Origin of the sequence: Streptomyces hawaiiensis (assembly GCF_004803895.1) — a bacterium.
GTDB lineage: Bacteria > Actinomycetota > Actinomycetes > Streptomycetales > Streptomycetaceae > Streptomyces > Streptomyces hawaiiensis.
Window position 1 is genome coordinate 4461247 of record NZ_CP021978.1, and the last position, 18212, is coordinate 4479458.

Below are 18212 nucleotides of genomic sequence, written 5' to 3' on the forward strand. Positions count from 1 at the left end.
GAGGCGCGTCACAGCCGACGTGTCTCCAAGCCACTCCCACGAGGAGGTGCCGTCATGACGGTCATGGAGCAGCGGGGCGCGTACCGGCCGACCCCGCCGCCCGCCTGGCAGCCGCGCATGGATCCCGCGCCGCTGCTGCCCGACGCGGAGCCGTACCGCGTCCTCGGCACCGAGGCGGCCGCGAAGGCCGACCCTGAGCTGCTGCGGACGCTGTACGCGCAGCTGGTGAAGGGCCGCCGCTACAACGCGCAGGCCACCGCCCTCACCAAGCAGGGCCGTCTCGCGGTCTACCCCTCCACCACCGGCCAGGAGGCCTGCGAGGTCGCCGCCGCGATGGTGCTCCAGGAGCGTGACTGGCTCTTCCCGAGCTACCGCGACACCCTCGCCGTGGTGGCCCGCGGGGTGGACCCCGTCGAGGCGCTCACCCTGCTGCGCGGCGACTGGCACACCGGCTACGACCCGTACGAGCACCGGGTCGCGCCCCTGTGCACCCCCCTCGCCACCCAGCTGCCGCACGCCGTGGGCCTCGCGCACGCCGCCCGCCTCAAGGGCGACGACGTGGTCGCGCTGGCCATGGTCGGCGACGGCGGCACCAGCGAGGGCGACTTCCACGAGGCGCTGAACTTCGCCGCCGTGTGGCAGGCCCCGGTCGTCTTCTTCGTGCAGAACAACGGCTTCGCGATCTCCGTCCCGCTCGCCAAGCAGACCGCGGCCCCGTCGCTGGCCCACAAGGCCGTCGGCTACGGCATACGCGGCCGCCTGGTCGACGGCAACGACGCCGCCGCGGTCCACGAGGTGCTCTCCGACGCCGTACGCCACGCCCGCGCGGGCGGCGGCCCCACCCTCGTCGAGGCGATCACCTACCGCGTCGACGCCCACACCAACGCCGACGACGCGACCCGCTACCGCGGCGACGCCGAGGTCGAGACCTGGCGGGAGCACGACCCGATCCGGCTGCTGGAGCGCGAGCTGACCGGGCGCGGCCTGCTCGACGAGGCCGGCATCGAGGCCGCCCGCCAGGACGCCGAGACCATGGCCGCGGCCCTGCGCGAGCACATGAACCAGGACCCGGCCCTGGACCCCATGGACCTGTTCACCCACGTCTACGCCGAGCCCACCGGGCAACTGCGCGAGCAGCGAGACCAGCTGCGGGCCGAGCTGGAGGCCGAGGCCTGCACCGGGCCGGAAGGGGACACGCACCGATGACCACCGTCGCCGTCAAGCCGGCCACCATGGCGCAGGCCCTGACCCGCGCGCTGCGCGACGCCATGGCCGCCGACCCCGCCGTGCACGTCATGGGCGAGGACGTCGGCACCCTCGGCGGCGTCTTCCGCGTCACCGACGGACTCGCCAAGGAGTTCGGCGAGGACCGCTGCACGGACACCCCGCTCGCCGAGGCGGGCATCCTCGGCACGGCCGTCGGCATGGCGATGTACGGCCTGCGCCCGGTCGTGGAGATGCAGTTCGACGCGTTCGCCTACCCGGCCTTCGAGCAGCTCATCTCGCACGTCGCGCGCATGCGCAACCGCACCCGCGGGAAGATGCCGCTCCCGATCACCATCCGCGTCCCCTACGGCGGCGGCATCGGCGGCGTCGAGCACCACAGCGACTCCTCCGAGGCGTACTACATGGCGACTCCGGGGCTCCATGTCGTCACGCCCGCCACCGTCGCCGACGCCTACGGGCTGCTGCGCGCCGCCATCGCCTCCGACGACCCGGTCGTCGTCCTGGAGCCGAAGCGGCTGTACTGGTCGAAGGACTCCTGGAACCCCGAGGAGCCGGCGCCCGTTGAACCGATAGGCCGCGCGGTGGTGCGGCGCCCGGGCCGGAGCGCCACACTCATCACGTACGGGCCGTCCGTACCCGTCTGCATGGAGGCGGCCGAGGCGGCCCGGGCCGAGGGCTGGGACCTCGAAGTCGTCGATCTGCGCTCCCTGGTGCCCTTCGACGACGAAACGGTGTGCGCCTCGGTGCGGCGGACGGGACGCGCGGTCGTCGTCCACGAGTCGGGTTCCTTCGGGGGCCCGGGCGGGGAGATCGCGGCCCGGGTCACGGAGCGCTGCTTCCACCATCTGGAGGCGCCGGTGCTGCGCGTGGCCGGGTTCGACGTCCCGTACCCGCCGCCGATGCTGGAGCGCCACCACCTGCCCGGTGTGGACCGGATCCTGGACGCCGTGGGGCGTCTGCAGTGGGAGGCCGAGAGCTGATGGCACAGGTGCTTGAGTTCAAGCTGCCCGACCTCGGGGAGGGGCTCACCGAGGCGGAGATCGTGCGCTGGCTGGTCGAGGTCGGTGACGTGGTCGCCATCGACCAGCCGGTCGTCGAGGTCGAGACGGCCAAGGCGATGGTCGAGGTGCCGTGCCCCTACGGCGGTGTGGTCACGGCCCGCTTCGGCGAGGAGGGCACGGAACTGCCCGTCGGGGCCCCGCTGATCACCGTGGCGGTCGGGGAGCGTCCGGCCACCGGCGCCGGCTCCGAGGGCTCGGGCAACGTCCTGGTCGGATACGGCACCTCCGAGGCGCCCGCGCGGCGCCGCCGGGTACGGCAGGAGCGGCCGGTGTCCGGCGCGTCCGCGACAGCCGGGCAGGCGGGAACCGCCCGGGCGGTGAACGGGCGGGCCGACGCCGCCGCGACCCCGGTGAACGCGCGGGCCGCAGGCCCTGCCCCGGTGAACGCACAGGCCGGAGGCCCCACGACGGTGGACCGGCAGCCCGATGGTCCCGCGCCGATGGTGAACGGGCAGGGCGACGGCCTCGCGACGGAGGACGGACCCGTCCCCGTGATCTCGCCCCTGGTGCGCCGACTGGCCCGGCAGAACGGCCTGGACCTGCGGGAGCTGACCGGCTCCGGCCCCGACGGGCTGATCCTGCGGGCGGACGTGGAGTACGCCCTGCGCGCCGCGGGCCAGGGCGCCACCGCGGCACCGGCGGCCGAGCCGCACCCGCGCATGCCGCAGGCATCCGCGCCCCAGCCATCGGTGGCCTCCACCGCGGCCCCCGGCGAGGTCCGCACCCCGCTCAAGGGCATCCGGGGCGCCGTCGCCGACAAGCTGGCGCGCAGTCGCCGCGAGATCCCGGACGCCACCTGCTGGGTGGACGCCGACGCCACGGAGCTGATGCGGGCGCGCACGGCCATGAACGCCGCCGGCGGACCGAAGATCTCCCTCCTGGCCCTGCTGGCCCGGATCTGCACCGCGGCCCTCGCCCGCTTCCCCGAGCTCAACTCCACGGTGGACGCGGAGGCCAGGGAGATCGTCCGGTTCGGCCATGTGCACCTGGGCTTCGCGGCGCAGACCGACCGGGGCCTCGTCGTCCCGGTCGTACGGGACGCGCACGCGCGGGACGCCGAGTCGCTGACCGCCGAGTTCGCCCGGCTGACCGAGGCGGGCCGGACGGGGGCGCTGACGCCGGGCGAACTCACCGGCGGGACCTTCACGCTGAACAACTACGGCGTCTTCGGCGTCGACGGCTCCACCCCGATCATCAACCACCCCGAGGCCGCCATGCTCGGCGTGGGCCGCATCGTCCCCAAGCCGTGGGTGCACGAGGGCGAGCTGGCGGTGCGGCAGGTCGTCCAGCTCTCGCTCACCTTCGACCACCGCGTGTGCGACGGGGGCGTGGCCGGCGGCTTCCTGCGGTACGTGGCGGACTGCGTGGAACAACCGGCGGTGCTGTTGCGGACGCTCTGATCCCGTCCGGCCGCAGCGACTCCCGTGCGGACGCCGTGCTCGACGCGCGGACGCCATGATTCCTGTTCCGCCCGCGATCCGCGTCCCGTGATCGTGTCGGTTCCCCCGCGTTCCTTGTGATCGCGGGGGCACGCATACTCGGGGGGTGACCGCCTACGAGCCCCCCGGTGAACCCGGCGCCGGCACCCGCCCCGCCCAGGGAGCGGACCCCGCCGGGTACGACGCCGTCGTGCTCGCCGGCGGTGCCGCCCGGCGCCTGGGCGGCACGGACAAACCCGGTGTGCGCGTGGGTGGGCGGGCCCTGCTCGACCGTGTGCTCGCCGCCTGCGGCGGTGCCCTGAGGACCGTCGTCGTCGCCGCGCCCCGGCCGACCGCACGGCCCGTGACCTGGGCCCGCGAGGACCCGCCCGGCGGCGGCCCGCTCGCCGCGCTCGACGCCGGGCTCCGTCACACCACGGCCGAGCACGTCGTGGTGCTCTCCGCCGACCTGCCGTTTCTTCAGGAGCCGACCGTCGGCCGCCTGCTGCACGCGCTGCGGACGAGCGGCTGCGACGGTGTGCTGCTGACCGACCCCGACGGCCGTGACCAGCCGCTCGTGGCCGCCTACCGCACGCCGCGCCTGCGCGAGGAACTCGCGCTCCTCGCCGGCCGGCACGGCGCCCTCACCGGTCTTCCCCTGCGGCGTCTCACCGCCGAGTTGAACCTCACCCGCATCTCCGACCCCGTCGCGTCCTTCGACTGCGACACCTGGGACGACATCGCCACCGCCAGGGCACGTATCAGGGAGCATGGGCACGTGTTGGATGAATGGATTTCCGCCGTCAAGGACGAACTCGGGATCGACCTCGACGTCGACACCCGCGGCCTGCTCGACCTCGCCCGCGACGCCGCCCACGGTGTGGCCCGGCCCGCGGCGCCGCTGACCACCTTCCTCGTCGGCTACGCGGCCGCGCAGGCCGGCGGAGGCCCCGAGGCGGTCGCCGAGGCCGCCCGCAAGGCCGTGGCCCTCGCCGCCCGCTGGGCGCAGGAGAGCACCGCCGAGGCCCAGGAGTCCGGAACCGGGCCCCAGCTGTCGGGCACCGGGCCCCAGCTGTCCGGTCCCGGGCCCCAGCCGTCCGGGACCGGGCCTCAGCCCACCGGCCCCGGGCCTCAGCCGTCCGAGGCCGGACCCCAGCCCCCCGGCGTTCAGGGCGATGTCGCCCCCGACGCCACCCCGGACACCCGCCCGGACGCCGGATGACCCCGCACGGCGCCCGTGCCGGTGAGGACGCCGAGGACCTCGACGTCGAGGAGGTGCTCGCCCTCGTGAGGAACAGCAACGGCAACCACCTGCCCGACCCCGCAGCGCGAGGGGAGACGGACAGCGCCCGCACCCCCCACCAGCCCGACCCCGCCGCCCGGCCCGGCACCCGCCACCGCGCCACCCCCTGGCCCGAGGCCCGGGCCCTCGCCGAACGCGCCGGCCGCAACGCCACCCGGGCCGCCCGCCGGGACCCCGTCTCCGCGCCCCTCGACACCGCCCTCGGCCTGACCCTCGCCGCCCCGCTCGACGCCCTCACCGACCTCCCCTCCTTCGACACCTCGGCGATGGACGGCTGGGCGGTCTGCGGCCCCGCTCCCTGGCACGTACGGGACGAGGGCGTCCTCGCCGGGCACGCCGCGCCCGCGCCCCTCACCGACGGCGAGGCGGTCCGGATCGCCACCGGCGCCCGCATCCCCCCGGACACCTCCGCCGTCCTGCGCAGCGAGCACGGCCGCACCGACGACAAGGGTCGCCTGTACGCGACCAGGGACGTAGTCCCCGGCCAGGACATCCGCCCGCGCGGCCAGGAGTGCCGCACCGGCGACCAGCTCCTGGCCGTCGGCACCCTCGTCACCCCGGCCGTCCTCGGGCTCGCGGCGGCGGCCGGATACGACACCGTCACCGCCGTGCCCCGGGCCCGCGCCGAAGTCCTCGTACTCGGAGACGAGTTGCTCACCCAGGGCCTGCCGCACGACGGCCTGATCCGGGACGCGCTCGGCCCCATGCTGCCGCCGTGGCTGCGGGCGCTCGGCGCCGAGGTCACCGCCGTCCGGCGCGTCCGCGACGACGCCGAGGCCCTGCACGAGGCCATCACCACCTCCGACGCCGACGTCATCCTCACCACCGGCGGCACCGCGGCGGGTCCCGTCGACCACGTCCACCCCACCCTGAGCCGGATCGGCGCCGAACTCCTCGTGGACGGCGTCAAGGTGCGCCCGGGCCACCCCATGCTGCTGGCCCGCATCACGGAGACCCAGCACCTCGTCGGTCTCCCGGGCAACCCGCTCGCCGCCGTCTCCGGCCTGCTGACGCTCGCCGAGCCGCTGCTGCGGATCCTCGCGGCCCGCCCGGCCCCGGAGCCGTACACGATGCCGCTCCGCGACGCCGTGCACGGGCACCCGCACGACACCCGGCTCGTCCCCGTCGTCCTGCGCGGCGACGAGGCCGTGCCGCTGCATTACAACGGCCCCGCCATGCTGCGCGGCATCGCGGCGGCCGACGCGCTGGCCGTCGTACCGCCGGGCGGCGCCCGTCCGGGGCAGGACACGGAACTGCTCGACCTGCCCTGGGCGTCCGGAGGAATCGGGGTGTGTTTCACGTGAAACTTCCGGGCCAGGACGCGATCGCCCGCCAGGCCGACGAGCATCTGGTGACCCATCGGGTGAAACTCCCGAGGAAAGTGGTGGAGCACCCGATCCGCCAGGTCGCCAAGCGGCTCTCCATGGCGCTGTTGGTTCTCGTCGCGACCGCGCTGATCGTCTACGCCGACCGCGACGGCTACAACGACAACGCGGGCGGCGGCCTCAGCCTCCTCGACGCGTTCTACTACGCGACCGTCACCCTCTCCACCACCGGCTACGGTGACATCACCCCGGCCGGCGAAGCCGCCCGGCTCACGAACATTCTCGTCGTCACGCCCCTGCGCGTGCTGTTCCTGATCATCCTGGTCGGTACCACCCTCGAAGCCCTCACCGAACGCACCCGGGAGGAGTGGCGACTGACCCGCTGGAGGTCCACGTTGCGCGATCACACCGTCGTCATCGGCTTTGGCACGAAGGGCAGGTCGGCGATCCGGACCGTCTGTGCGACGGGCCTGAAGAAGGAGCAGGTCGTCGTGGTCGACCCCAGCTCCAAGGTGGTGGACGCGGCGACCGCCGAGGGCTACGCGGGCATCGTCGGGGACGCCACCCGCAGCGAGGTGCTGAAGCGGGCCGAGGTGCACAAGGCACGCCAGATCATCATCGCGACCCAGCGCGACGACACCGCGGTCCTGGTGGCGCTGACGGCCCGCCAGCTCAACCGCGGGGCCAAGATCGTGGCCACGGTGCGGGAAGAGGAGAACGCGCCACTGCTCAAGCAGTCGGGCGCCGACGCGGTCGTCACCAGCGCCAGTGCCGCCGGCCGGCTGCTCGGCCTGTCCGTGCTCAGCCCCTCCGCCGGCATGGTGATGGAGGACCTCATCCAGCAGGGCAGCGGCCTCGACATCGTCGAACGGCCGGTCGTCAAGGCCGAGGTGGGCAAGTCGCCGCGGGAGGTCGCCGACCTGGTGGTGAGCGTCATACGCGGTCATCGGGTCCTCGGCTACGACGATCCGGCCGTCGGGAGGCTGGAGCTGACCGACCGGCTCATCACGATCGTGCGGAAGACCCCGGGCACCCAGGTCGCGCCGGACATCCGCCCGATGCCACCGATGCCCCGCAACAACTGACGCGCGGAGCGAACGGCCGGCCGCCCCGCACCCTTCCGGTGCGCGACGGCCGGCCGAGAGCCCAGGCTCCGAGGGCTACTTCCGGTTGTACAGCCGCATCGTGACCGGCCCGAAGACCAGCACGAACAGCGCCGCCCAGCCCAGCGACCAGGCGACCTCACCGGCCGGCCAGTCGCCGCCCATCAGGCCGCGCACCGCCGACGCCAGATGCGTGATGGGGCTGTTGTTCACGAACGCCTGCAGCCAGCCCGGCATGGTCTTCGGGTCCACGAACACGTTGGACAGGAACGTGAGCGGGAAGATCACCATCATGCTGACGCCCATCACCGACTTCTCGGTGCGCAGCATCAGCCCGAACATCGTCCAGATCCACGAGAAGGCGAACGAGAAGGCCACCAGCAGGGCGATCCCGGCGAGCACACCGGCGACCCCGCCGTCCGGCCGGTAGCCGAGGATCATGCCGACGGTGAGCATCACGATCGACGCGATCGTGTACCGCAGGGCGTCACCGAGCAGATAGCCGACCATCGTCGACGGCCGCCAGATCGGCAGGCTGCGGAACCGGTCGAACACGCCCTTCTCGATGTCGGTGTTCACAGAGACACCCGTGTACATCGTGATCATCACGACCGACATCACGAGGATGCCCGGCAGCAGGAACTGGATGTACTCCTTCGGCGAGCCGGCCAGCGCCCCGCCGAACAGGTACGTATACATCAGCACCATCATGATCGGGAACGCCGTGACGTCGAAGAGCTGCTCCGGCACGTGCTTGATCTTGAGGATCGCCCGCCAGCCGAAGGTCATCGAGGCCGACCAGGCGCTCGGCCGCGGCGGCCGCTCCTTGGAGACGAGCAGCGCGGCGAGAGACTCGGTGCTGACCGGGGCGAGGTCCTTGCTCTCGGTGGTCGTCGCGGTGCTCATGCCGCCACCTCGTCCTTCGGGTTGTCGGAGCGGTCGGAGGAGTCGTGCGTGTCGTGCCCGGTGAGGGCGAGGAACACCTCGTCGAGGCTGGGCTGGCCCAGCGAGAAGTTGTCGACGGTGATTCCGGCGCGGGCGAGCTCACCCAGGGCGCGGGAGGCCTGCTCGGCCGCGGAGTCGTCGCCGGCCGCCGTACCGAGGCGGGCGGTGAGGGCCACCGGGTCGGGCTCCGGCTGCACCCGCGCGTCGAGGGTGCGGCGCAGCAGGTCGGCCGCGAGAGCGCGCTGGTCGGGATCTCGTAGGCGCAGATGGACGGACCCGGCGCCGACGGACGACTTCAGCTCGCCCTTGGTGCCCTCGGCGATCACCTTGCCGCGGTCGATGACGGCGATCCGGGACGCCAGCTGGTCGGCCTCGTCCAGATACTGCGTGGTCAGCAGCACGGTGGTGCCCTGTGCGACCACGGCCCGCACGATGTCCCACACCTGGTTGCGGCTGCGTGGGTCCAGGCCGGTCGTCGGCTCGTCGAGGAACAGCAGGTCGGGGGTGTTGAGGATGGACGCGGCGATGTCGATGCGGCGCCGCATGCCGCCCGAGTAGTGCTTGACCTGCTTCGCGGCCGCCTCCGTGAGCCCGAAGGCCTCCAGGAGTTGGCCGGCGCGCTCGCGGGCCGCCTTCTTGTGGTGCCCGAGGAGCCGGCCCAGCAGAACCAGGTTCTCGGTGCCGGTGAGGTCCTCGTCCACCGACGCGTACTGGCCGGTGAGGCTCACCCGGCCGCGCACCTCGTCCGCTTCGCGGACGATGTCGTGGCCGAAGACATGCGCCTCGCCGCCGTCCGGCCGCAGGAGTGTGGCGAGCATCTTCACGGTGGTGGTCTTGCCGGCGCCGTTCGGGCCGAGGACGCCGTAGACCGTGCCCGCGGGCACGGACAGGTCGACTCCGTCGACGGCCCTCGTCTCGCCGAACTTCTTCACCAGGCCCGCGGTCTCGATTGCCAGGCCGGACGTCTGCGTGCTCATGCTGGGGTCCTTCCGCGTGCTTGGGCTACGCATGGGGAGACCTTTACCGTCGCGCAAACTCATCGGTCCCGCACACGGTTTTTCGCCGGGACCGGACCAAGGGCGTAGACGCGGAGGCCCGGGGGCGGAGCGGACCCGGTCCGGGGACGGAGCGGACCCGGTCCGGGGACGGAGGCGGACTCAGTCCGGGGACGGAGGCGGACTCAGTCCGGGGACGGAGGCGGACTCGGACCGGGACGGAGGCGGACTCGGACCGGGTACCGGCGGGTACGGTCCCTTGCATGCATGCGATCACGATTCCCGAACCTGGTGGGCCCGAGGCGCTGGTCTGGGACGAGGTCCCGGACCCCGTGCCCGGCGAGGGCGAGGTCCTGGTCGAGGTGGCGGCCGGTGCCGTCAACCGGGCCGACATCCTGCAGCGGCAGGGCTTCTACGAACCGCCGCCCGGCGCGTCCCCCTACCCCGGCCTGGAGTGCTCCGGGCGGGTCGCCGGGATCGGCCCCGGCGTCTCCGGCTGGAACATCGGCGACGAGGTGTGCGCGCTGCTCTCCGGCGGCGGTTACGCCGAGAAGGTGGCCGTCCCGGCCGGGCAGCTGCTGCCCGTGCCCGCGGGGGTCGGCCTGACGCAGGCCGCGGCGCTGCCCGAGGTGGTCTGCACCGTCTGGTCGAACGTCTTCATGGTCGCCCACCTGCGCCCGGGCGAGACGCTGCTCGTGCACGGCGGGTCCAGCGGCATCGGCACGATGGCCATCCAGCTGGCCAAGGCCGTCGGTGCGCGGGTGGCCGTGACGGCCGGTACGAAGGAGAAGCTTCAGCGGTGCGCCGAGCTGGGCGCCGACATCCTGGTCAACTACCGCGAGCAGGACTTCGTCGAGGAGGTCAGGAAGGCGACGGACGGTGCCGGTGCCGATGTCATCCTCGACAACATGGGCGCCAAGTACCTGGAGCGCAACGTCAAGGCCCTCGCCGTCAACGGCCGGCTCGCGATCATCGGCATGCAGGGCGGCGTCAGGGGCGAGCTGAACATCGGCGCCCTGCTGGCCAAGCGCGCCGCCATCAGCGCGACGTCCCTGCGCGCCCGGCCGCTGGAGGAGAAGGCCGCCATCGTCGCGGCCGTACGCGAACACGTCTGGCCCCTGTTCACCGGCGACCACCTGCGTCCGGTCGTCGACCGCGAACTCCCGATGCCGGACGCTGCCGCCGCGCACCGGGTGGTGGAGGAGAGCGGCCACGTCGGCAAGGTCCTGCTGATCGCCCCGCAGGGCACCTGACCCCCGTGGCAGGGGTTCGGCGGGCCCGGCACTGGTCCGCGGCAGTGGCATGGCTGCGTCGCCGGGCGCAGGCACCTGGCCCTGCGTCCGGGTCCGTGGCAGGGGTTCGGCGGGCCCGGCACCGGTCCGCGGCAGTGGCATGGCTGCGTCGCCGGGCGCAGGCACCCGGCCCTGCGTCCGGGTCCGTGGCAGGGGTTCGGCGGGCCCGGCACCGGTCCGCGGCAGTGGCATCGCTGCGTCGCCGGGCGCAGGCACCTGATCCCCGCGGCCTGGCAGCGGCAGGGAGTTGACGGGCCCGGCGGCGGCATGACCCCGTCGCCGGGCTCGCGGCTAGACCCTCCGCAGCCGCAGTGCGACGAACGCCAGGCCCAGTCCCAGTCCGATCAGGACCAGGCCGCTGCCCAGGGGCAGGATGCGCAGGACCGAGCCGACGGGGCGTTCGGCGGTCGCGGCCTCTCGCAGGGGCTGCTCCGCCGGGACGGAGGGCGCCGGGGCGGTCTCCCGCGGCTCCTCGGGGACGGCCGTGGCGTCCGCGACGCCCGGCCTCTCCCCCGCGTCCTCCGGCCGCCCCGGCCGCACCCGGCCCTCTCCCGCCCGGCTCCCGGCCCGCGAGGGCTCGCCGGGGGCGGAAGGAGCCGCCCAAGCCGACGGGCCCGACGAAGCCGCCCGGGCAGACGGGGCCGCCAGGGGCGAGGGCGCGGACCGGGCCGACGACGCCGCCAGGGACGCCGTGGCGGACCGGGCCGATGGAGCAGCCAGGGGCGAGGGCGCGGACCGGGCCGGTGGGGCCGATGAAGCGGGCCTGGGCGACGGGGCGGAAACGGGCCCGGACCCCGCCTCCTCCGCAGCCGCTGCCTCGGCCTCCTCCTCGTACGTGGGGACAGCCCCGTAGGACGGGACGGATCCGTAGGGTGAGACGACCGCGCCCGCCCCCAGGGCGAGCACCAGTCCCGTCGCCCGCAGTGCGCGTAGCCATGGAGTCACGTGGGTGACCCCCTCCCGCCGCGCCCGGTAGGGCAGAAACGGCAAGTTCGGTCATATCGAGGCCATCAGCCTCACATCGCACCGGACTCCCGGCACTCCGGGTTCGGCCGACGGGGCGGAATCGCTGCACAATCCGGTTATGTCGATACGTCACGGGCTGCTGGCGCTCCTGGCGGCGGGCCCCCGCTACGGCTCCCGCCTGCGCACCGACTTCGAGGCCCGCACCGGCGGGACCTGGCCGCTGAACATCGGGCAGGTCTACACGACGCTGGGTCGGCTGGAACGGGACGGAATGGTCGCCCAGGACGACGTCGACGCGGCCGGACGGACGCTGTACGCGCTCACCGAGGCCGGCCGGGCCGAACTGCGCGCCTGGTACGACCGCCCCGTGGAACGGGCCGGCCCGCCGCGCGACGAGCTGGCGATCAAGCTGGTGATGGCTCTCGGCGCGGACGGCGTCGACGTACGGGAGGTCGTCGAGGCCCAGCGCCGGCACGTGGCGCGGGCGCTGCACGACCACGTGCGGCAGCGTGCCGAGGCCCTGGCCCGCGCGCCCGAGCACCCCGAGGAGATGGCCCGGCTGCTCGTCCTGGAGCAGCTCGTCTTCCAGGCCGAGGCCGAGGTCCGCTGGCTGAACCACTGCGAAGCCCGCCTGCTCCGTTTCACCCGCGAGGAGGAACCGCCCCCGCAGGAGCAACCCGAAGCCTGACCGGTTCGTCTCCTCCAGCACGGTGGATCAGCCTCCTGCGGGGGCACCACGGAGGTGAGGTGCAGGCGTGCGAGAGAATGGCGACATGGAGATGCCGAGGAACGAAAGGTCGCCGGAGAACCCTCAGATCCTGGTCGTGGGCCAGGACGGCATGGCGCTCGGTGGCGGCAGCGCAGACGAGGACTCCCGCGAGACCCCGGTCACGGAGCAGGTGGAGCAGCCCGCGAAGGTCATGCGGATCGGCAGCATGATCAAGCAGCTGCTGGAGGAAGTGCGCGCGGCTCCCCTGGACGAGGCCAGCCGGGTCCGGTTGAAGGACATCCACGCCAGCTCGGTGAAGGAGCTGGAGGACGGTTTGGCGCCCGAGCTGGTGGAGGAGCTGGAGCGGCTGTCGCTGCCCTTCACGGACGAGGCGACCCCCAGCGACTCGGAGCTGCGTATCGCGCAGGCCCAGCTGGTCGGCTGGCTGGAGGGGCTCTTCCACGGGATCCAGACGACGCTGTTCGCCCAGCAGATGGCGGCCCGCGCCCAGCTGGAGCAGATGCGCCGCGCCCTCCCGCCGGGTGTCGGGGACGGCCTCGACGAGCAGCCCCCGGGAGGCCGCTCCGGCGGCCCTTACCTGTAGACGGCCACAGGCCATACAGACGACCACAGTCCACACAGACCGAAGGGCCCGGCAGCCGAAGCTGCCGGGCCCTTCCGCGTCAGGACCGGTCAGGAGGGCGGGTTGCCCGTCGAGACGCTGAGCTCGATCTCGGGCATGTCCTTCGGGTCGACGTCCGTGTCGGCGGACGGGAACTGGTTCATCACCGTGCCGTCGCCGTAGGTGTTCTCGTCGACCTTCTTCTCGTTCAGTTCCCAGCCGGCCGCCTGTAGACAGGCCTTGACCGACTTGATGTTCTTGAACTTGAAGTCCGGGATCTGGATCTTGTCAGGGTCGTTGTACGACTCCCGCGGCTCGGTGCACTCCTCGGTTTCGATCGTCTTCGTGGTGTCCGGCCCGCGGTAGCCGGCCTTCTTCTCCGCCGAGGCCGACGCACTCGCGCTGCTGCCGCCGCCGCCCTTGTCGTCCTCGCTGCCGCCGTTCAGCAGCAGCGCCGTGACGAGGCCGCCGACCGCGACGACGGACACGATGACCGAGCCGATGATCACCGGCTTGTTGTTCCGGCCGCCGCCGGAGGAGGCCGGCGCGGTCTGGGGTGTCAGGTTGTACGGCGGCGGCGTCGACGGGCCCTGCTGCGGGGAGTAGGCCGCCGGGGACGGCGTCTGGTAGCCGCCCTGCTGCGGATAGCCGTACGCCGGGGACGGCCCCGCCGGGGCGGGCGTGCCGTACGGGTTCGGGGGCGGGGTCGGCTGGTACGGCGTCTGGACCTGGCCCGAGGGCGCCGGGGTCGTTGCCTGGTCGACCGGAGGGAACACGGCCGAGCCGACGCCCGCGCCGCTCGGGGCCTGGGTGCCCGGGACGATGCTCGGCGGTGCGGCGTGGAAGGAGGCCGCCACGCGCAGGCACTCGTCGCGCATGGCCTCGGCGCTGGGGAAGCGCTCGTTCGGGTTCTTCTTCAGCGCGCGGGCGATCAGCGCGTCCACGGCCGGGGGCAGCGCGCGGTTGATCGAGGACGGAACCGGCGGCTCCTCCTGCACGTGCGCGTATGCGATGGCCAGCGGCGAGTCCGCTTCGAACGGCAGCCGCCCGGTCACGAGCTGGAACAGCATGATGCCGACCGAGTACAGGTCGGAGCGGGCGTCCACACCGCGGCCGAGGGCCTGCTCGGGCGAGAGGTACTGCGGGGTTCCGACGACCATGCCGGTCTGCGTCATCGACGTCACGCCGGACTGCATGGCGCGGGCGATGCCGAAGTCCATGACCTTGACCACGGCGCGCTTGGTCATCATCACGTTGCCCGGCTTGATGTCACGGTGGACCAGGCCCATCTCGTGGCTGATCTCCAGCGCGGCCAGCACGTCCGCGGTGATCTTCAGTGCCTTGTCGGCGGGCATCGCGCCCTGCTGCCGCACGTCCTCGTCGAGGACCGAGCCGAGCGGGTGGCCCTCGACGTACTCCATGACGATGTACGGCGTCGTCATGCCGTCGAGGGTGTCCTCGCCGGTGTCGAAGACGGAGACGATGTTGGTGTGCGTGAGCTTGGCCACGGCCTGGGCCTCGCGGCGGAACCGCTCGCGGAAGGCTTGTTCACGTCCGAGATCCGTGTGAAGTGTCTTGATGGCGACCTGCCGGTCGAGCACGCTGTCGTACGCGAGGTGCACCGAGGCCATGCCACCCTGGCCGAGGAGGTCACGCAGCTGATAGCGGCCACTGGCGAGCGCCCGCCCCGTGTACTGGCCCTGTGCGCCGTCCTGGCTCATGTTCCCCGTCCCCCGTAGCCCCTGCAGGCGCCGCCGACTGCCGCTGATCCGTCGTTGATCCAACCGCCATTCCCGGCCAAGTCTGCCCCAGGGCACCGACACGTCAAGCTCGGTGCCCGTTCCGTGACCGTACGCGAAAGAAGCGTCGCGCAAGCGTTACAGGGGGCGCACGGCCGGGGCACGGAATTTGCACGAGAGTACGGAGTGAAGGTTTCATGACCGGTCCGTCTCGTGCCGGCCCCGGCACCCCTTCTCGGGCCGGAGGCTTGCGCGGAGGCTGTAGCGTGGCCGACGGAGACCGTAACAACACCGCGCGCACCGCGGGCAGAAACGACGGCGAGGACTGATGGCACAGCAGCAGCGCGCTCAGGGCCCGTCCGACCCCGAGGCGACTGGCGGCGGCATGTCGGACGCGCCGGAGTCCTGGGGGAACGGCGGGCTGGTCGGGGACGGCCGGTACCGGCTGACCCGCAGACTCGGCCGGGGCGGCATGGCCGAGGTGTTCGCAGCCGAGGACGTCCGCCTCGGACGCACCGTCGCTGTCAAGCTGCTCCGCTCCGACCTCGCCGAGGACCCGGTGTCCAAGGCGCGTTTCACGCGCGAGGCCCAGTCCGTGGCCGGCCTCAACCACCATGCGATCGTAGCCGTCTACGACTCCGGCGAGGACTTCGTCGGCGGCCAGTCCGTGCCGTACATCGTCATGGAGATCGTCGAGGGCCGCACCATCCGCGATCTGCTGCTGAACGCGGAGGCACCCGGCCCCGAGCAGGCGCTGATCATCGTCTCGGGCGTCCTGGAGGCGCTCGCCTACTCGCACCAGCACGGCATCGTGCACCGCGACATCAAGCCCGCCAACGTCATCATCACGCACAACGGCGCCGTGAAGGTGATGGACTTCGGCATCGCCCGCGCCCTGCACGGCGCGTCCACGACGATGACGCAGACCGGCATGGTCATGGGCACCCCGCAGTACCTCTCCCCCGAGCAGGCGCTCGGCAAGGCCGTCGACCACCGCTCCGACCTGTACGCGACGGGCTGCCTGCTCTACGAGCTCCTCGCGCTGCGCCCGCCGTTCACCGGCGAGACCCCGCTGTCGGTGGTCTACCAGCACGTCCAGGACATCCCGACGCCGCCGTCCGAGGCCTCCGACGCCTGCCCGCCGGAGCTGGACGGCATGGTCATGCGCTCCCTCGCCAAGGAGCCCGACGACCGTTTCCAGACGGCCGAGGAGATGCGCGGGCTGGTCCAGTACGCGCTCCAGATGCTCTACGACCAGGGCGGCCACACCGGCACCTGGAACACCGGCCCGGTCGACATGCACGAGGGCCGGCACACCCCGTCGGGCGGCTTCGCCGGCACGGCCGTGATGGGCCACCCCGGGGACCCCTCCGGCACCGCGCAGATCCCCTCGCCGATCCTGCCGGGCGGCTACGGCGGCGGGGACGACGGCGGCTTCGAGGGCCACGGCAACAAGGGCAGCGGCCGCGGCAAGCTGTGGATCCTCGCCGTGCTCGCGGTGATCGCCGTCGCGGTGGGCGTCGCGCTGGCGCTGAAAACCACAGGCAACGGCGAGGACAGCCCGAGCAAGGAGCAGAAGCCGACCACCTCGCAGACGACCGAGAAGAAGACGCCCAGCGAGACGCCGAGCGACGACGTGACCGACGAGCCGACCGACACGAGCACGGACGACAGCACCGGTACCGGCTCGGGCAACGGCAACTTCACGCCGTCGTACTCGCCCTCCTACACGCCGTCGCAGAGCGCTCCCGAGTCGCCCACCGGTGAACCGAGCGACCAGCCGACGACGGAGCAGCCGACCGACGAGCCCACGGACCCGGAGCCCTCGGACCCGCAGACACCGCCGGACGACACGGGCGGTGCCGACGGCGGCACCACGGCCGGCGTCGTGGGCGGCGCGGGCGGCGGCGAAGGCGGCAACTGACAGGTAAAGAAACGCATGATCCACGCGCGCGTGGGGCCCGGAAACGGGGCCCACGCGCGCGTGCCGTTTTGGCGCGCCGACAAGAGGACTCTTCCCGTGACCTGGGTCACCGGGTTAACGTGCGGTTGCTCCGGCCTCCTGCAAGGCTGTGACCTGGGACCCTTCACCGCCTTCCCGATTTACTTGGATATCCAAGCAAAATCGCAGGTCAGAGGGGGTTTCACAGAAATGTGGCGCACTGGGTAACGTGCTTTCTGCAGGGCGCTCGCCGGGGCACCTGTCACGCCTGTTCCCGGCCGAGTGGCACCCACCCCGTGCCCCCGTGGTCGAGTTCAGGTGAGCCGCACTGGCCTACCGGCAACCCCGGGGGTCGGACCGACGGAGGAGCACACGTGACCGTGGAGAGCACTGCCGCGCGCACACCGCGACGCAGCGCCGGAAGCAAGGCCGGCACCACCGGCACCAAGCGCACCCGCACGACCGCCAAGAAGGACGCCGGCGCCGAGCCCCAGCTCGTGCAGCTGCTGACGCCCGAGGGCAAGCGCGTCAAGAACGCCGAGTACGACAAGTACGTCGCCGGCATCACCCCGGACGAGCTCCGCGGCCTCTACCGCGACATGGTGCTCACCCGCCGCTTCGACGCCGAGGCCACCTCCCTGCAGCGCCAGGGCGAGCTGGGCCTGTGGGCGTCGCTGCTCGGCCAGGAGGCCGCCCAGATCGGGTCCGGCCGGGCCACCCGGGAGGACGACTACGTCTTCCCGACCTACCGCGAGCACGGCGTGGCCTGGTGCCGCGGCGTCGACCCGGCCAACCTGCTCGGGATGTTCCGCGGCGTGAACAACGGCGGCTGGGACCCCAACAGCAACAACTTCCAGCTGTACACGATCGTCATCGGCTCCCAGACGCTGCACGCCACCGGTTACGCGATGGGCGTCGCCAAGGACGGCGCGGACAGCGCGGTGATCGCCTACTTCGGCGACGGTGCCTCCAGCCAGGGCGACGTGGCCGAATCGTTCACCTTCTCCGCGGTCTACAACGCCCCTGTCGTGTTCTTCTGCCAGAACAACCAGTGGGCCATCTCCGAGCCCACCGAGAAGCAGTCCCGCGTGCCGATCTACCAGCGCGCCCAGGGCTTCGGCTTCCCGGGCGTCCGGGTCGACGGCAACGACGTGCTCGGTGTCCTCGCGGTGACCCGCTGGGCCCTGGAGCGGGCCCGCGCCGGCGAGGGCCCGACCCTCGTCGAGGCGTTCACCTACCGCATGGGCGCCCACACCACCTCCGACGACCCGACCCGCTACCGGGGCGACGAGGAGCGCCAGGCCTGGGAGGCCAAGGACCCGATCCTGCGCCTTCGCCGGTACCTGGAGGCCTCAAACCACGCGGACGAGGGATTCTTTGAGGAACTGGAGGCCGAGTCCGAGGCGTTGGGCAAACGAGTGCGCGAGGCGGTCCGTGCCATGCCGGACCCGGACCACTTCGCGATCTTCGAGAACGCCTACGCGGACGGACACGCCCTCGTCGACGAGGAGCGCGCCCAGTTCGCCGCCTACCAGGCGTCGTTCGCCGATGAGGGGGGTAACTGA

Annotated in this window: 15 protein-coding genes; 11 read left to right on the top strand and 4 right to left on the bottom strand. The window is 72.7% G+C overall.

All coding sequences use genetic code 11. The annotated features are described in order from the left end of the window. Positions 1–54: 54 nt before the first annotated feature. The 6 genes from pdhA (CEB94_RS20555) to CEB94_RS20580 all read left to right on the top strand — a co-directional run bounded on the left by pdhA (CEB94_RS20555) (position 55) and on the right by CEB94_RS20580 (position 7419). On the top strand, positions 55–1206 hold the full coding sequence (gene pdhA, locus CEB94_RS20555) for a pyruvate dehydrogenase (acetyl-transferring) E1 component subunit alpha (RefSeq protein ID WP_175433612.1): 1152 nt from the start codon (positions 55–57) through the stop codon (positions 1204–1206). Next, on the top strand, positions 1203–2207 hold the full coding sequence (locus CEB94_RS20560; protein ID WP_175433613.1) for an alpha-ketoacid dehydrogenase subunit beta: 1005 nt from the start codon (positions 1203–1205) through the stop codon (positions 2205–2207). The genes pdhA (CEB94_RS20555) and CEB94_RS20560 overlap by 4 nt, the downstream gene beginning before the upstream one ends. Beyond that, entirely contained in the window at positions 2207–3688 is a 1482-nt protein-coding gene (locus tag CEB94_RS20565; RefSeq protein WP_175433614.1) for a dihydrolipoamide acetyltransferase family protein, read from the top strand. Before CEB94_RS20560 ends, CEB94_RS20565 begins: the two co-directional genes overlap by 1 nt. A 145-nt stretch (positions 3689–3833) precedes the next feature. Next, a complete protein-coding gene (locus tag CEB94_RS20570) occupies positions 3834–4928 on the top strand; it encodes an NTP transferase domain-containing protein (protein WP_425472467.1) in 1095 nt (364 codons plus the stop codon). Then, positions 4925–6313 carry a molybdopterin molybdotransferase MoeA gene (locus CEB94_RS20575; protein ID WP_175433615.1) on the top strand — a complete coding sequence of 463 codons (1389 nt, stop codon included), beginning with the start codon at positions 4925–4927 and terminating at the stop codon, positions 6311–6313. The genes CEB94_RS20570 and CEB94_RS20575 overlap by 4 nt, the downstream gene beginning before the upstream one ends. Continuing rightward, complete coding sequence (locus CEB94_RS20580; RefSeq protein WP_175433616.1) at positions 6310–7419, top strand: potassium channel family protein; 1110 nt, start codon at positions 6310–6312, stop codon at positions 7417–7419. Before CEB94_RS20575 ends, CEB94_RS20580 begins: the two co-directional genes overlap by 4 nt. Before the next feature lie 75 nt (positions 7420–7494). Here the strand turns inward: CEB94_RS20580 and CEB94_RS20585 are convergent, their stop codons facing one another. Both CEB94_RS20585 and CEB94_RS20590 read right to left on the bottom strand, forming a co-directional pair. Next, the gene (locus CEB94_RS20585) at positions 7495–8343 is read right to left on the bottom strand and encodes an ABC transporter permease (protein WP_175433617.1); all 849 of its coding nucleotides are present in this window, start codon (positions 8341–8343) and stop codon (positions 7495–7497) included. Then, on the bottom strand, positions 8340–9359 hold the full coding sequence (locus tag CEB94_RS20590) for an ATP-binding cassette domain-containing protein (RefSeq protein ID WP_175433618.1): 1020 nt from the start codon (positions 9357–9359) through the stop codon (positions 8340–8342). The genes CEB94_RS20585 and CEB94_RS20590 overlap by 4 nt, the downstream gene beginning before the upstream one ends. Before the next feature lie 281 nt (positions 9360–9640). On the opposite strand from CEB94_RS20590, the gene CEB94_RS20595 reads away from it, so the two are divergent. Continuing rightward, entirely contained in the window at positions 9641–10630 is a 990-nt protein-coding gene (locus CEB94_RS20595) for an NAD(P)H-quinone oxidoreductase (protein ID WP_175433619.1), read from the top strand. A gap of 330 nt (positions 10631–10960) precedes the next feature. On the opposite strand, the gene CEB94_RS40985 is transcribed toward CEB94_RS20595, so the two are convergent. Continuing rightward, positions 10961–11209 carry a hypothetical protein gene (locus CEB94_RS40985; RefSeq protein WP_246111860.1) on the bottom strand — a complete coding sequence of 83 codons (249 nt, stop codon included), beginning with the start codon at positions 11207–11209 and terminating at the stop codon, positions 10961–10963. A gap of 544 nt (positions 11210–11753) precedes the next feature. On the opposite strand from CEB94_RS40985, the gene CEB94_RS20605 reads away from it, so the two are divergent. Both CEB94_RS20605 and CEB94_RS20610 read left to right on the top strand, forming a co-directional pair. Next, positions 11754–12323, top strand: a complete 570-nt coding sequence (locus CEB94_RS20605; RefSeq protein ID WP_175433621.1) for a PadR family transcriptional regulator — start codon at positions 11754–11756, stop codon at positions 12321–12323. Positions 12324–12408: 85 nt separating this feature from the next. Further along, positions 12409–12948, top strand: coding sequence for a bacterial proteasome activator family protein (locus tag CEB94_RS20610; RefSeq protein ID WP_175433622.1), 540 nt, complete (start codon positions 12409–12411; stop codon positions 12946–12948). Between the two features lie 89 nt (positions 12949–13037). On the opposite strand, the gene CEB94_RS20615 is transcribed toward CEB94_RS20610, so the two are convergent. Continuing rightward, positions 13038–14687 (bottom strand): protein kinase domain-containing protein, encoded by a 1650-nt coding sequence (locus CEB94_RS20615; protein WP_175433623.1) that lies wholly within the window; start codon positions 14685–14687, stop codon positions 13038–13040. Positions 14688–15033: 346 nt separating this feature from the next. On the opposite strand from CEB94_RS20615, the gene CEB94_RS20620 reads away from it, so the two are divergent. Both CEB94_RS20620 and pdhA (CEB94_RS20625) read left to right on the top strand, forming a co-directional pair. Beyond that, entirely contained in the window at positions 15034–16629 is a 1596-nt protein-coding gene (locus tag CEB94_RS20620) for a protein kinase domain-containing protein (protein WP_175433624.1), read from the top strand. 392 nt (positions 16630–17021) lie between these two features. Next, on the top strand, positions 17022–18212 hold the full coding sequence (pdhA, locus tag CEB94_RS20625; RefSeq protein WP_175433625.1) for a pyruvate dehydrogenase (acetyl-transferring) E1 component subunit alpha: 1191 nt from the start codon (positions 17022–17024) through the stop codon (positions 18210–18212).

Coding starts and splice junctions, on each gene's coding strand:
- CEB94_RS20560 (WP_175433613.1), top strand. CDS start 1,203: ATGACCACCGTCGCCGTCAAGCCGGCCACCATGGCGCAGGCCCTGACC.
- CEB94_RS20605 (WP_175433621.1), top strand. CDS start 11,754: ATGTCGATACGTCACGGGCTGCTGGCGCTCCTGGCGGCGGGCCCCCGC.
- CEB94_RS20565 (WP_175433614.1), top strand. CDS start 2,207: ATGGCACAGGTGCTTGAGTTCAAGCTGCCCGACCTCGGGGAGGGGCTC.
- CEB94_RS20615 (WP_175433623.1), bottom strand. CDS start 14,687: ATGAGCCAGGACGGCGCACAGGGCCAGTACACGGGGCGGGCGCTCGCC.
- CEB94_RS20610 (WP_175433622.1), top strand. CDS start 12,409: ATGGAGATGCCGAGGAACGAAAGGTCGCCGGAGAACCCTCAGATCCTG.
- CEB94_RS20575 (WP_175433615.1), top strand. CDS start 4,925: ATGACCCCGCACGGCGCCCGTGCCGGTGAGGACGCCGAGGACCTCGAC.
- pdhA (WP_175433612.1), top strand. CDS start 55: ATGACGGTCATGGAGCAGCGGGGCGCGTACCGGCCGACCCCGCCGCCC.
- CEB94_RS20620 (WP_175433624.1), top strand. CDS start 15,034: ATGGCACAGCAGCAGCGCGCTCAGGGCCCGTCCGACCCCGAGGCGACT.
- CEB94_RS20585 (WP_175433617.1), bottom strand. CDS start 8,343: ATGAGCACCGCGACGACCACCGAGAGCAAGGACCTCGCCCCGGTCAGC.
- CEB94_RS20595 (WP_175433619.1), top strand. CDS start 9,641: ATGCATGCGATCACGATTCCCGAACCTGGTGGGCCCGAGGCGCTGGTC.
- CEB94_RS20590 (WP_175433618.1), bottom strand. CDS start 9,359: ATGAGCACGCAGACGTCCGGCCTGGCAATCGAGACCGCGGGCCTGGTG.